The organism is Luteibacter sp. 9133 (genome assembly GCF_000800155.1).
GTDB classification, from domain to species: Bacteria; Pseudomonadota; Gammaproteobacteria; order Xanthomonadales; family Rhodanobacteraceae; genus Luteibacter; species Luteibacter mycovicinus.
The window spans coordinates 2,183,155-2,196,409 of the sequence record NZ_JUHO01000001.1 but is presented as its reverse complement, the minus strand read 5'-3'; the positions used below and the strand labels follow the sequence as shown (position 1 = coordinate 2,196,409).

Sequence of the window (13,255 nt, the reverse complement as noted above, 5' to 3'; positions counted from 1 at the left end):
TGGGTGGGTGTGCAGGAGAGTCACGATACGGCCCGGCATCCGGACTTGCTACAATCATTCGTCCCATTATCGTTTGCAGGAGTCCGGTCGTGGTCGATCCGCTCGCCGATGTCGTCACCTTGCTACAGCCGAAGCCGACATTTTCGAAGGCAGTCAGCGCGGCGGGGCCCTGGCGCGTTCGCCGGAAAGAAGCGGGGCAGCCGTTTTATTGCGTCATCCTCGATGGGTCCAGCCGGATGCAGACGAACGGAGAGGCGCCGATCACGCTCGAGGCAGGCGACTTCATCCTGATTCCCGAAGCCTTCGACTTCACCATGTCGGGCCTGGTGGAAGTGCCGGACGACGCGCCGGATAGCTTGCCCGCGGCCATGCCCGATGGCCGGTTCCGTCTCGGAACCATCGACGCGCCGGCGGATGTGGAATACCTGATCGGTCACTGTGCGTTCGGCTCCCCGGACGCCGATCTGCTCGTCTCGCTGCTTCCCCGGATCGTGCTGGTGCGTGGCGAGCGTCGCCTCGCTACGCTGGTCGAACTCCTGCGCGATGAATCGCGCGCGCAACGGCCGGCGCGCGATGTCGTACTCGCTCATCTGCTGGAACTGCTTTTCATCGAGGCACTGCGATCGACCGGTACGGCGGCGTCGCCCGGGCTGGTACGGGGACTGACCGATGCACGCCTGGCCCTCGCGCTCCGGCAGATGCACGCAAGTCCGGAGAAGCCCTGGACCGTCGTGGAACTTGCGAAGATCGCGGCGCTGTCTCGCTCGGTGTTTTTCGAGCGCTTCAGCCGCGCCGTGGGTGTGGCTCCCATGGAATACCTGCTGTCGTGGCGTATGGCTCTGGCCAGGCGGCTGCTGCGTGGGAAAGACATGGGCGTGGCTACCGTCGCGGGGCGTGTCGGCTATAGCTCGGCGAGCGCCTTCAGCGTCGCCTTCGCGCGCCATGTAGGCATGCCGCCGACGCAATTCAGAGACGCGTAGAAGCGCGTCGGGACGATATGCGATGCCCGGTGATGTATCCGCTGCGATCGCTCAGGCGGCCTGTTCGCCCATCGGAACCCGCTCGACCAGGAAATCCACGAAGGCCCGGATGCGCGACGCCAGGTGCGGATGTCCCACGAATACGGCGTGGGTCGCCTGACGTTCGCCGGTAGCGAACGCGTCGAGGATCGATATCAGCCGCCCTTCGGCGATGTCGCGCTCGACGTGGTAACTCGACAGGCGGGCGATACCCACGCCTTCCATCGCCATGCGCCGCATCGTCTCCCCGTTGTTCGCGCGAAAATTGCCGCCGATGGGCACCTGACGTACCTGTCCCGTCGCGGGGTCCAGGAACGGCCACGAGGTAAACGCCGGACCGAGGTTGAAGGCCAGGCAGTTATGTGAGGCCAGGTCGTCCGGCGTGGTGGGTACGCCATGGCTTTTCAGATAGGCCGGCGAAGCGAAGACGACGAACCCGGCCTCGCCGATCTTGCGGGCCTTGAGGCCGGAGTCGGGCAGGGTGCCGACGCGGATGGCGACGTCGGCACGATCGTCCACCAGGTCCACGATGCTGTCGCTCAGCGACAGGTCCAGTTCGACGCGCGGGTACAGGGCGAGAAAGTCGGGCACCAGTGGCACCACCTTGCGCACGCCGAACGACACCGAGGCACTGACTCTGAGCCGCCCGGAGGGCGTCGACCGGGCGCCATGGGCGACCAGGCGCTCCGCTTCATCGATATCGGCCAGCACGCGCAAGGCACGCGCGTGATAGACCTCGCCTTCAGGCGTGAGCTGCAGCGTGCGGGTGGTGCGTACGATCAGGCGGGTGCCCAGACGCGCCTCGAGACGTGCGACCAGCTTGCTGATCGCCGACGGTGAGAGGCCTGCGGCGCGGGCGGCGCCGGCGAAACTGCCGGCCTGCACGACGCGCATGAACGCTTCCATTTCACCGGCGCGGTTATCCATGAAGAAACCTCTATTCGTGAATTCAAGGAACGGGTGTCGGTCCGCGGGACGCCTTGTCGCCCGGGCGACCAGCTTTCATATTACGTCCTGACCACGGCACCTCACGATCATCCAAGCCATGTGGCCTGCCGATCGAACTATATTGATGAACTGAGCGACTGAATGTGCCGCGTGACTCTCATTCGCTCGCGTGCTTGCCGATTCCCCTGCTGATCACCATGTCGGGAGCCATCCCGACCCTTTTTCCGGAGCCACTCATGGCGCAGCCCGCGCTTTTCAAACCCTTCCGCGTACGTAACCTCGAACTGGCCAACCGGATCGTGATCGCTCCCATGTGCCAGTACTCGGCCGACAACGATGGCCGCATGACCGACTGGCACCAGATTCACCTGGGGCAGCTGGCCTTGTCCGGTGCGGGTTTGCTGACCATCGAGGCGACGGCCGTCGAGCCGGAAGGTCGCATCACCTGGGGTGACGTCGGCCTGTACGACGATGCCACCGAGGCGGCCATGGGCAAGGTGCTGGAGAGTGTGCGCCACTGGTCCGATATGCCGATCGGTATCCAGCTCGGCCACGCCGGACGTAAGGCGTCCACCGAGACACCCTGGGCCGGTGGTCATCAGCTGGCGCCGGATGACGTACACGGATGGCAGACGGTAGGTGCTTCGCCGATTCCCTTCCACGCGGGCGATGTAGCTCCGACCGAGCTCGACAAGGCCGGCCTCGCGAGGGTGCGCGACGCGTTCGCCGCGGCCGCCGTGCGTGCGGCGCGCCTGGGCCTGGCGTTCGTGCAGCTGCACGGGGCCCATGGCTACCTGTTGCACCAGTTCCTTTCGCCGCTGTCCAACCAGCGTAGCGACGAATACGGCGGTTCGCTTGAGAACCGCATGCGTTTCCCGCTGGAAGTCTTCGACGCCGTGCGCGCCGCGTTCCCCGTCGATCGCCCCGTGACCATGCGTGTTTCCGCGACCGACTGGGTGGACGGCGGCTGGGACCTCGAGCAGACCATCGCCTTCGCCAAGGCGCTGGAGGCGCGTGGCTGCGATGCCATCCACGTTTCCACCGGCGGCCTCGACGAACACCAGAAGATCCCGGTCGGACCGAGCTATCAGGTGCCGTTCGCGCGCGGTGTGAAGGAAGCGGTCGACATGCCGGTCGTGGCTGTCGGTCTGATCACCAGCCCCGAGCAGGCGGAAGCCATCGTGGCCACGGGCGAGGCCGACCTGATCGCCCTGGCGCGAACGATTCTCTACGACCCGCGCTGGCCCTGGCATGCCGCCGCCGAACTGGGCGGCACGGTCCATCCGCCCAAGCAGTACCTGCGTTCGCAGCCGTCGCGGCATCGCCACCTCTTCGACGTCGAAGGGCTGGTCGAACCGCAGGCCGCGTGGCGGCGGGATGAGGGTGGCGCTTACCGCTGAGTTATCGCTGGCAAGCAGCGCCGGTCCGACGTGCCGCAGGGTCGACCCCTGCGGCATTTTCGTTCAAGCGAATCTCTGTACCAATCGGTACACTGCGACCTCCATCGACACAGGAATCCGATCGTGGCCGCTCCGTTCCCTCCCTTCACGCACGCTACCGCCGTTCAGAAGGTCCGCATGGCCGAAGACGGCTGGAACAGCCGCGACCCGGCGAAGGTCGCGCTGGCATACACCCGCGACAGCCAGTGGCGTAACCGCGCCGAGTTCGTCCATGGCCGCGAGGCGATCGTCGCCTTCCTCACCCGCAAATGGGAGAAGGAGCACGACTACCGTCTGATCAAGGAGCTCTGGGCCTTCGACGGCAACCGTATCGCCGTCCGTTTCGCCTATGAATGGCACGACGACAGCGGTCAGTGGTACCGCTCATACGGCAACGAGAACTGGGAATTCAGCGCGGAGGGCGAGATGGAGCGCCGTTACGCCTGCATCAACGATCTGCCTGTCGCCGAGTCCGATCGCAAGTTCCACTGGCCGCAGGGGCGTCGTCCGGACGATCATCCGGGACTCTCCGATCTGGGACTTTGAGCGCGATGGCTCGCGAGGTCTACGAGCGTGCGGAGATCATCCCGCTGCTGGCCGAGGCGTTTCGGGAACTCGGCTACGACGGGGCGACGATGAGCCGTATCACCGAGCGTACCGGGCTGGGCAAAGGAAGCCTCTATCACTTTTTTCCCGGTGGGAAGGAAGAGATGGCGGCGGCCGTTCTTGCGGATATCGATGCCTGGTTCAATGAACACATCTTCAAGCCGTTGCGTGACGCCGAGCCTGATGTGGCGATCGAAGGGATGTGGAAAGCCGTGGATACCTATTTCGATTCAGGACGACGCGTGTGTCTGGTCGGGGCATTCGCCCTGGATGAGACACGCGACCGCTTCGCGATGGCGGTGAAGAACTATTTTGTCTGTTGGATCGATGCTCTGAGCGAATGCCTTGGTCGGCTGGGACAGCCCCGGGTCATGGCGCGCGAGATGGCGGAAGATGCGGTCGCTGGCATTCAGGGGGCGATCGTTCTGTCGCGGTCGCTGGGTCAGCCCGGCATTTTCAGACGTGTCGCGGCCCGGATGGCTTGTCGGACAAGTGCCGGGCGCTAAGATGTACGAACTGTTGCCGCCCCTAAGTCCTGATCTCCGGCACCGACGGATCGCCTCTCATGCCCACCATAGAACCCACACGCTGTGCCTGGGCCGGATCCGACCCGCTCTACACCGAGTACCACGACACGGAGTGGGGCGAGCCTCTGCACGATTCGCGCATGCTCTGGGAGCAGCTGATGCTGGAAGGTTTTCAGGCTGGGCTCTCGTGGATCACCATCCTGCGCAAACGCGAAAACTTCCGCAAAGCGTTCAAGGGGTTCGATCCGGTCAAGGTTGCCCGCTTCAGTGAGAAGGACATCGTGCGCCTGCTGGACGATGCTGGCATCATCCGCTCGCGCGCCAAGATCGAGGCCACCATCAACGGGGCGCGCATTTATGAAGACATGCGCGCCCGCGGCGAAGACTTCGACAGCTACTGCTGGTCGTTCACCGACGGCAAGGTGATTCGTGGCGACGGCCGTACGGCGCCTACGCAGACGCCTTTGTCGGTCACCATCTCGAAAGACCTCAGGAAGCGCGGCTTCAAGTTCGTCGGTCCGACCATCACCTATGCCTGGATGCAGGCCGTGGGTATCGTCGACGACCACGCTCTCGGCTGCTTCCGTCGCTGACGAAACGACGTAGAATCCCCGGCCTGCCTGACGGAAGACCGCTCTTGTCCGCACCTCCGGTTTCCAGCGACGACCGCTTTACCGACGCCGATCGCGCGTGGATGGCCCGTGCGCTTCAGCTGGCGGAACACGCGCGCGATGCGGAGGGCGAGGTGCCCGTCGGTGCCGTGCTCGTGCAGGGTGGCGTCGCCATCGGCGAAGGCTGGAATCGCAACATCACCCTCAGCGACCCCACCGCGCATGCGGAAATCCAGGCGCTGCGGGCCGGAGGCCAGGCTGTCGCCAACTACCGGTTTCCAAGCTCCACGCTGTATGTGACGCTCGAGCCTTGCACCATGTGCGCGATGGCCATGATCCACGCACGGGTCGGGCGCGTGGTGTTCGGCGCGACCGACCCCAAGACCGGCGCGGCCGGGAGCGTGTTCGACACGCTGGTTTCGCCGTTGCACAACCACCGGGTGACGGTCGAGGGCGGCCTCGGGGCTGACGTGGCGAGCACGATGCTGCGCGAGTTCTTCCGCGCGAGGCGCCAGGCGCCACGGGTTGAAGGTCAGGCGTAGGGCGCGAGCGCGTCCGTGACCGACTGCTCGATTTTCACGTCGATCAGTGCATCCGCGCGGGTGACGCCGAGGTTGACCGAGGCGATCGGCAGACCTTTGCGCGAGGCCTCGAGAACGAAGCGGTAGCCGGAGTAGACCATCAGCGACGAGCCGACCACCAGCATGGCGTCGGCCCGGGCCAGGTGCGCCCAGGCCGTGTCGACGCGGGCGCGGGGAACGTTTTCACCGAAGAAGACGACATCGGGTTTCAGGATCCCGCCGCAGACCGTGCAGGTCGGGATGACGAATGCGCTGAAGTCCACCTCGTCGAGGTCGGCGTCGCCATCGGGCGCCACCGTGGCCTGCAGCGCGAGCCACGCGGGGTTCGCTTCCTCGAGCCTGGCCTGCATGGAGGAGCGCGTCGTGATATCGCCGCATTGCATGCAGCGCACGCGGTCGAGGCGTCCGTGGAGGTCCACCACATTGAGGCTGCCGGCCGCTTCGTGAAGCCCGTCGACGTTCTGGGTCAGCAGGAGTTCGATGCGCCCCTCGTGCTCCATCCGTGCCAGTGCCCGATGCGCGAGGTTGGGGCTCACCGATGAGAAATGGCGCCAGCCGATCATGCCACGCGCCCAGTAGCGTGCCCGGGCCGGCGGACCGCTCATGAACATCTGCAGGGTCATCGGCGGGCTGCGTTTCCACGCGCCCTGACCATCGCGGTAGTCGGGAATACCGGAATCGGTACTGATGCCTGCGCCAGTCAGCACGAAGAGGCGCGGATGGGTGTCGATGAAGGTGTGCAGGGTACTCACAGTGCCGGGCACTATAGCCGATCGCTCAGCTGTGTTTGCGCAGCACCTGAAGCGCATGCGCGGCGTCTTCCCCGAAGCGCCGGATCGCCGCGTCGACGCTGGCATCCCGTTCTTCCGCCAGGCGGCGCTCCAGCGTGAGTCCCAGGCGCGCGAGGTCGGTGGCCTCGGCCATACCAAGCGCACCGGAGACCCGGTGCAGCCAGGCCTGCAGATCGGCGATGCCGGGCTGGGCGAGCAGGACGTCGAGTTCGGAAAGATCGCGGCTGAGTGAGCGATCCAGTGCCGAGATCACTTCGCGCAGCGCATGGGTGCCTCCGAGCGTGGTCCGCAGGGTCTCGATGTCGATGCGCGGAGGATGGCGTGGCAAGGTCAGCGTGACCTCGATGATGACCCGTGTACCCCGATCCGGCGCGCACTCCCTGTGCAGGACGCCATCGAGCGAGGCGATCAGCCGGGCGGCAGTGTCCAGGCCTGGACAGTCGTCGAGCGTCTCGCCGGGATCGGCCACCGTGATGTGGACCAGCTGGCCGTCCGGCACATCGCCGACGACATCGACCTGCAGCGCGACATGTGCATGGACGGTGACGGCGAAGGCGCGGTCGAGCAGCAGGCAAAGGACGTCACCGAGCGCTGCGTAAGGACCCACGAGATCGGGCGCCAGGGCGGCGTCCAGCTCGAGCTGAAGCGTGCCGCCGCGCTGCCGGGCGAGGCCCGTGTAGTAGTGGCTTACGCGCGTCAGCAGGTCGGGCAGGTCAGCGCTCGCACCCATGCGGACGCAGGCCCGGGCGATGCGTTCGCGCCATGCGTGAACTCGCGCGCGCAGGCGCATTCGTAGTGGCGATGCCGGCGGCGATGTGCTCAACTCTGCGCCCCGCCGCACGGACTGGCTACGGAGAAAGGATTACTCATGGTTCACCGCGTCATTCTTGCGGATGATCATCCCGTCGTTCTCAAGGGCATCAGCCTGGCCCTGACCAAGGACGGCCTTGCCGACGTGGTCGGCGAGGCGCAATCGCCCGATGAACTGCTGGCTGCGCTCGCCGCGCAGCCTTGCGATGCGCTGATTACCGATTTCAGCATGCCGGAGCCCGGACGGGACGGGCTCGCGCTGCTTACGGAAGTGCGGAAGCTCTATCCGGCATTGCCGATCATGGTGATCACCACGCTGGCCAATCCCGCGCTGTATCGCGAGATTCTCGGTACGGGCGTCCGCGGACTGATCGGGAAGTCGGGCGACACCCGGGAAATTCCCGAGGCATTGGCGCAGATCGTGTCCAACCATGTGTACCTGGGTGCCTCCGTTCGCGAGATGATCGTTACGCCGCAGGGCGAGCCGGTGGGCAAGGGCACCCTGGCGGACCTGTCGCCGAGGGAGCTGGAGATCCTGCGGTTGTTCGCCGCGGGTAACAGCGTGACCGACATCGCCCGCGCCACGGGCCGTGGTCTTTCGACCGTGAGCCAGCAGAAGACGAATGCCATGCGCAAGCTGCGGCTGGACACGGATGCTGAGATCTTCGAATACATCGACCGGCTGCGGTTACCGCCGGCCGATGAGAGCGATGGCAAACAAGATAGTCGCAGGCGACCGCGCCGGACATAGAAAAAATCTCAAAAGTGCACACCGGTTTGACAACGCCATTCAGGCGGCATGCCTACAATGCCCCGGTCCGGTGCCCTGACGGCACCGCCCAAGGAGAGCTATCGGTGAGTGCCAAGATCAGCCCGCTGGCGGGAAAGCCCGCTACGGAAACCACTCCGGTCGACGTCGCCGCCCTGCTTGCCGCGTATCACGATCTGCGACCCGATCCGTCGGTACCCGAGCAGCGCGTCGTCTTCGGTACGTCCGGCCACCGCGGCTCCTCGTTCGACCGTTCGTTCAACGCCTGGCATGTGCAGGCCGTGGTCCAGGCGATCTGTGAGTATCGCCGTAAGGAAGGCGTGGACGGGCCTGTGTTCGTAGGCATCGATACACACGCGCTGTCCGCCCCGGCGTTCGAGAGCACGCTCGAAGTGCTCGCCGCGAACGACGTGCCGACTTACATCTCGGCCGGTGGGGAATACACCCCCACGCCCGCGGTCTCGCACGCGATCCTGGTGTTCAACCATGGGCGCGACAGCGGACATGCCGACGGCATCGTCATCACGCCGTCGCACAACCCGCCCGAAAGCGGCGGGATCAAGTACAACCCGCCGCACGGTGGGCCCGCCGATACCGATGCGACATCCTGGATCGCGGCCCGCGCCAACGCGCTGATCGAGGGCGGCCTGCGTGACGTGAAGCGGCAGCCGTACGCACAGGCGCTGAAGGCGTCGACGACCCAGGAATACGACTTCCTGGAACGCTACGTGGCCGATCTGGGCAATGCGCTCGATCTGGACATCATCCGGAACAAGGGCGTCCGGATGGGCGTGGACCCTCTGGGTGGCGCCGGCGTCCACTACTGGCGCGCCATCGGTGAGCGTTACAAGCTCGACCTGACCGTGGTCAGTGAGACCGTCGACAAGACCTTCTCCTTCATGTCGCTCGACTGGGATGGCCGCGTCCGCATGGATCCATCGTCCGCCTATGCGATGCAGCGGCTGATCGGCCTGAAGGATAAGTTCGACGTGGCCTTCGCCTGCGACACGGACCACGATCGCCACGGCGTGGTCGCGCCCAGCACGGGGCTGCTGCCGGCCAATCACTACCTGGCGGCCGCCGCGTGGTATCTCTTCCAGAATCGACCCGGCTGGCGCGCGGACGCGGCCGTCGGAAAGACGGCGGTGAGCACGGGTCTGCTCGACCGCATCGCCGCGCATCTGGGCCGCCCGCTGCGCGAAGTGCCGGTCGGGTTCAAGTACTTCGTGTCCGGACTCTACGACGGCAGTCTCGGCTTCGGCTGCGAGGAAAGCGCTGGCGCGTCGTTCCTGTCGAAGGACGGCGGGGCCTGGTCGACCGATAAGGACGGCATCGTCGCCGCGTTGCTTGCCGGCGAGATGACCGCGCGGCTGGGCAAGGATCCCGGTGAGATCTACCGGGGTATCACCGGCGAACTGGGTGATCCGGCCAATTCGCGCATCGACGCGCCGGCCTCCCACGCGCAGAAGGCGAAGCTGTCGAAGCTCGCTCCGGACCAGGTCGAATCCAGGACGCTCGCCGGCGATCCGATCGTCGAGGTGGTCAATCAGGCGGGCGGCCAGCCGATCGGCGGGATCAAGGTGATTTCCGCGGAGGCATGGTTCGCGGCCCGTCCGTCGGGCACCGAGGACATCTATAAGGTCTACGGCGAAAGTTTTCGCGGCAACGATCACCTCCAGCAGGTGCTGGCTGAGGCGCAGGCCATGGTAGACAAGGCTCTCAGCTGAAACTAAGGTGCTGACGAGGGCTAAAGTTAAGCCCTCGTCAAGCCGATAGGTAAGGGTCCCCTTACTAACGGCACTCGCGTGAATTTTCTCAAGTCGACCCAGGCCCGCTATACCGTAGCCGTGCTGGGCTCTTTTATCGTACTGGTGGTCCTCACCCTGATCGTCGTCCGGCTGTTCGTCAGCCCCGACCTGCGGGCGACCGAGGCGCAACTCGTCGGCCGCAATGTCGACGAGATCGGCACCGTCATCACCAACAAGCTCAAGCAGGTCGAAGCGCAGCAGCGCAGCATCACGCAGACGGTGGCGCTCATGGACAGCGCGTCCATCGACCGTCTTCAGCCGGGTCTGGTCGACCAGTACGGCGATCCCGACGTGTTCGGTGGTGGCATCTGGCCGCTGCCGTTCAAGCGCGAGGCGAGCAAGGAGCGCGACAGTACCTTCTTCGCCCGGGATGCCAGCAACAAGCTCGTGGTCAACACGCACTGGAATCAGCCTGACGCGCTCAAGTACTGGGAGCAGAGCTGGTACAAGAATGGCCTCAGCGCTCCGCGTGGTCATTGTCTCTGGGCCGATGCCTATAAGGACGATGCCAGCGCACAGCCGCGCACCAATTGCGCCATGGCGATCTACAAGGGCGATGACGTGTTCGGCGTCTCCACCATCGACGTCACGCTGGGCTTCTTCAACCGCCTGGTCGCCGACATGGAGAAGAAGGTCCATGGTCAGATCCTGATCGTCGAGCCGAACGGCACGGTGGTCAGCAACAGCACCTACATCAAGGACGATATCGTCCTGAAGAAGATCCCCGATCTGGCCGCTGGCTCGGCGATGATCGCGCAGGTGAAGGACGCCCTGCCGAAGGTGGCCAAGGGCGGTCAGGTCGAGCTCGATTACGACGCGGATGGCGAGTCGCACACGCTGTTCCTGAAGCCAATCGCCGGCACTCCGTGGGTGCTCGCCACGAGTCTGCCGACCCGGCTGCTTACCGAGAACAGCACTCGCATCCTGACCAAGCTCGCCGCGGTGCAGGTGCCTCTGGCGCTTCTGCTCATCGTGGCGCTGGTGCTGGGCATCCGTGCGCTGATGAAGCAGCTCGCGACCCTCAAGGCCAACATCGACGACCTCAACTCCGGCGACGCCGATCTGACCCGTCGCCTGGCGAACGGCAGCGGCAGCGAATACAACGGCGTGGTCGAGAGCTTCAACGACTTCATCGCCCGTCTGCAGGGCATGATGCGTCAGGTGCGCGACAGCTCGTCGGCCATCTCGTCGGCGGCCACGCAGATCGCGAGCGGCAACATGGATCTTTCGCAGCGTACCGAGGAGCAGGCCAGCTCGCTGGAAGAGACGGCTGCGTCCATGGAAGAACTGACGGCGACCGTGCGCCAGAACGCCGATAACGCCCGTCAGGCCAATACGCTGGCGCGTGAGGCAGCCAACGCGGCGCGCGATGGCGGCGGCACGGTGAACGAAGTGGTCGTGACGATGGACGCGATCAGCCAGTCGTCCGCACGCATCGCCGACATCGTGGGTGTGATCGACGGTATCGCCTTCCAGACCAACCTGCTGGCGCTCAACGCGGCGGTGGAAGCGGCCCGGGCGGGCGAGCAGGGTCGCGGGTTCGCGGTTGTGGCAAGCGAAGTCCGCAGTCTCGCGCAGAGTTCCGCCAAGGCGGCGAAGGACATCAAAGCGCTGATCGCCGAGTCGGTCGACGACGTCGAGCGCGGTTCGCAGCTGGTCCGCGTCGCCGGCCAGCGCATCGGTGAACTCACCGGCAGCGTTGCCCACGTCGCTACTTTCATGGAGGAGATCATGGCGGCCAGCACCGAGCAGAGCCAGGGCATCGACCAGGTCAGCGGTGTGGTCACCCAGCTGGACGACATGACCCAGCAGAACGCGGCGCTGGTCGAGGAAGCGGCTGCCGCGGCCAAGGCGATGGAAGACCAGACGCGTACGCTCGAAGCGGTGGTCGGCGGGTTCAGGCTCTGAGATAAGGGGCGCTTGTTACCATGGGGGACTTTCATCGCCCCCATGGTCCCGTCATGTCGTCACCCCAAAGCACGCTCAAGGTCGTCGTCGGCTCCCTCAATCCCGTCAAGATCGGCGCGGTACGCAACGCTATCGCACCGCTTTTTCCGGGACGGCTGATCGAATGCGAAGGCATGCACGCACCGTCCGGCGTGCCGGAACAACCGATGACCGCCGCCGAGACTCGCGAAGGCGCGATCAACCGGATGGAATACTGCCGCGCACACGGCGGCGAGGCGGACTTTTACGTGGCGCTGGAGGGCGGCGTGGACGTCACCGCGGATGGTCCGGGCACCATGGGCTATGTCGCGATCGCCGGGGGCGATGACGTATCGGTCGGCTGCAGCGCGTGGCTGCCCCTGCCGCCGGCCGTTTACGAGGCGCTGGTCGATGGCGAGGAGCTCGGTCCCGTCATGGATCGCCTGTTCGGCACCGTCAACATCAAGCAGCAGGGTGGCGCCATCGGCCTGGTCACGAATGGTCACGTGACGCGCGAGAGCGCGTACACGCAGACCATCATGCTGGCGATGGCGCCGTTCCTGCATCCGGAACTCTACGGGCTGGTCGCGGCGGAAGACGCTTAGCGCATGCCACCCGAGCCGAGGATCAGTTCGCCGGTCACCCAGCGTGCGTCGTCCGAGGCGAGGAAGGTCACGATCGGCGCGATGTCTTCCGGCTTGCCGACGCGGCCGAGCGGGGTCTGGCTGGCAGCCCAGGTTTCGAAGTCGCCGCCGGCGATGCCCGCCGTGTGCGTGCCTTCGGTGATGACCATGCCCGGGTTGACCGAGTTGACGCGGATGCCGCGCGGGCCGAGCTCGCGCGAGAGCACGCCGGTAATCGCGTCGACCGCGCCCTTGGTGCCCGTGTAGACGCTGCTGTCGACCGGTGTGATACGCGTGACTGCGGATCCGATGTTGATCACGCTCGCGCCCTGGCCCAGGTGCTTCGACGCGGCCTGCGTCACCAGAATGGTGCCCAGTACGTTGATATCGAAGATGCGGCGATACAGTTCTTCGGTGGTGGCCTCGATCGATGCGAACTCGTAGACACCGGAGTTGTTGACGACGATGTCCAGACGGCCGAAGTGCTCGATGGCGGCGGCAACGAGCCCTTCCGCGTCGGCCTGCTTCGAGACGTCACCGCCTACCGCGACAGCCTTGCCACCGGCCGCCTCGATGGCTGCCACGACCGCGTCCGCGCCCGCCTTGCTCGAAGCGTAGTTGACGACGACCGACGCGCCTTCGGCGGCCAGCGACCGGGCGATGGCGGCGCCGATACCCTTGGATGCGCCGGTGACCAGCGCGACTTTGTCTTTCAGCTTGCTCATGGGACTGGTTCCTTGAATGACCGCCGATCTGGCCGTCGGAGAGCTATCCATGGGGTCGCCAGGGCAGGGGTG

14 protein-coding genes are annotated in these 13,255 nt (G+C 65.6%); 10 read left to right on the top strand and 4 right to left on the bottom strand.

The window, feature by feature from the left end; genetic code table 11:
* The first annotated feature begins 89 nt into the window (after positions 1-89).
* Positions 90-980, top strand: a complete 891-nt coding sequence (locus tag FA87_RS09430) for an AraC family transcriptional regulator (RefSeq protein ID WP_043694105.1) — start codon at positions 90-92, stop codon at positions 978-980.
* A gap of 51 nt (positions 981-1,031) precedes the next feature.
* Here the strand turns inward: FA87_RS09430 and FA87_RS09425 are convergent, their stop codons facing one another.
* On the bottom strand, positions 1,032-1,946 hold the full coding sequence (locus tag FA87_RS09425; RefSeq protein ID WP_036113034.1) for a LysR family transcriptional regulator: 915 nt from the start codon (positions 1,944-1,946) through the stop codon (positions 1,032-1,034).
* Between the two features lie 257 nt (positions 1,947-2,203).
* Between FA87_RS09425 and FA87_RS09420 the strand changes: the two genes are divergently transcribed.
* From FA87_RS09420 to tadA, 5 genes are all read left to right on the top strand, one after another.
* Entirely contained in the window at positions 2,204-3,367 is a 1,164-nt protein-coding gene (locus FA87_RS09420) for an NADH:flavin oxidoreductase/NADH oxidase (RefSeq protein WP_052191258.1), read from the top strand.
* 120 nt (positions 3,368-3,487) lie between these two features.
* The gene (locus FA87_RS09415; RefSeq protein ID WP_036117550.1) at positions 3,488-3,952 is read left to right on the top strand and encodes a nuclear transport factor 2 family protein; all 465 of its coding nucleotides are present in this window, start codon (positions 3,488-3,490) and stop codon (positions 3,950-3,952) included.
* A gap of 5 nt (positions 3,953-3,957) precedes the next feature.
* On the top strand, positions 3,958-4,518 hold the full coding sequence (locus FA87_RS09410) for a TetR/AcrR family transcriptional regulator (protein ID WP_036113037.1): 561 nt from the start codon (positions 3,958-3,960) through the stop codon (positions 4,516-4,518).
* 59 nt (positions 4,519-4,577) lie between these two features.
* Positions 4,578-5,132: a DNA-3-methyladenine glycosylase I gene (locus tag FA87_RS09405; RefSeq protein ID WP_043694101.1), complete on the top strand. Its 555-nt coding sequence runs from the start codon at positions 4,578-4,580 to the stop codon at positions 5,130-5,132.
* Between the two features lie 44 nt (positions 5,133-5,176).
* Positions 5,177-5,692, top strand: a complete 516-nt coding sequence (tadA, locus tag FA87_RS09400) for a tRNA adenosine(34) deaminase TadA (RefSeq protein WP_043694099.1) — start codon at positions 5,177-5,179, stop codon at positions 5,690-5,692.
* Here tadA and FA87_RS09395 read toward each other — a convergent pair.
* Positions 5,683-6,540, bottom strand: a complete 858-nt coding sequence (locus FA87_RS09395) for an NAD-dependent protein deacetylase (RefSeq protein WP_081996539.1) — start codon at positions 6,538-6,540, stop codon at positions 5,683-5,685. The two genes, tadA and FA87_RS09395, sit on opposite strands and share 10 nt — an antisense overlap.
* Complete coding sequence (locus tag FA87_RS09390) at positions 6,509-7,252, bottom strand: hypothetical protein (protein ID WP_156108725.1); 744 nt, start codon at positions 7,250-7,252, stop codon at positions 6,509-6,511. Before FA87_RS09390 ends, FA87_RS09395 begins: the two co-directional genes overlap by 32 nt.
* 138 nt (positions 7,253-7,390) lie before the next feature.
* Here FA87_RS09390 and FA87_RS09385 point away from each other — a divergent pair, with 138 nt between their 5' ends.
* From FA87_RS09385 to yjjX, 4 genes are all read left to right on the top strand, one after another.
* A complete protein-coding gene (locus FA87_RS09385) occupies positions 7,391-8,083 on the top strand; it encodes a response regulator transcription factor (RefSeq protein ID WP_052191257.1) in 693 nt (230 codons plus the stop codon).
* A gap of 104 nt (positions 8,084-8,187) precedes the next feature.
* A complete protein-coding gene (pgm, locus tag FA87_RS09380) occupies positions 8,188-9,828 on the top strand; it encodes a phosphoglucomutase (alpha-D-glucose-1,6-bisphosphate-dependent) (RefSeq protein WP_043694096.1) in 1,641 nt (546 codons plus the stop codon).
* Positions 9,829-9,906: 78 nt separating this feature from the next.
* Positions 9,907-11,817, top strand: a complete 1,911-nt coding sequence (locus FA87_RS21300) for a methyl-accepting chemotaxis protein (RefSeq protein WP_043694093.1) — start codon at positions 9,907-9,909, stop codon at positions 11,815-11,817.
* Between the two features lie 53 nt (positions 11,818-11,870).
* The gene (gene yjjX / locus FA87_RS09370) at positions 11,871-12,440 is read left to right on the top strand and encodes an inosine/xanthosine triphosphatase (protein WP_043694090.1); all 570 of its coding nucleotides are present in this window, start codon (positions 11,871-11,873) and stop codon (positions 12,438-12,440) included.
* On the opposite strand, the gene FA87_RS09365 is transcribed toward yjjX, so the two are convergent.
* Complete coding sequence (locus FA87_RS09365; protein WP_036113053.1) at positions 12,437-13,183, bottom strand: glucose 1-dehydrogenase; 747 nt, start codon at positions 13,181-13,183, stop codon at positions 12,437-12,439. The genes yjjX and FA87_RS09365 overlap by 4 nt on opposite strands.
* Between the last annotated feature and the right edge of the window lie 72 nt (positions 13,184-13,255).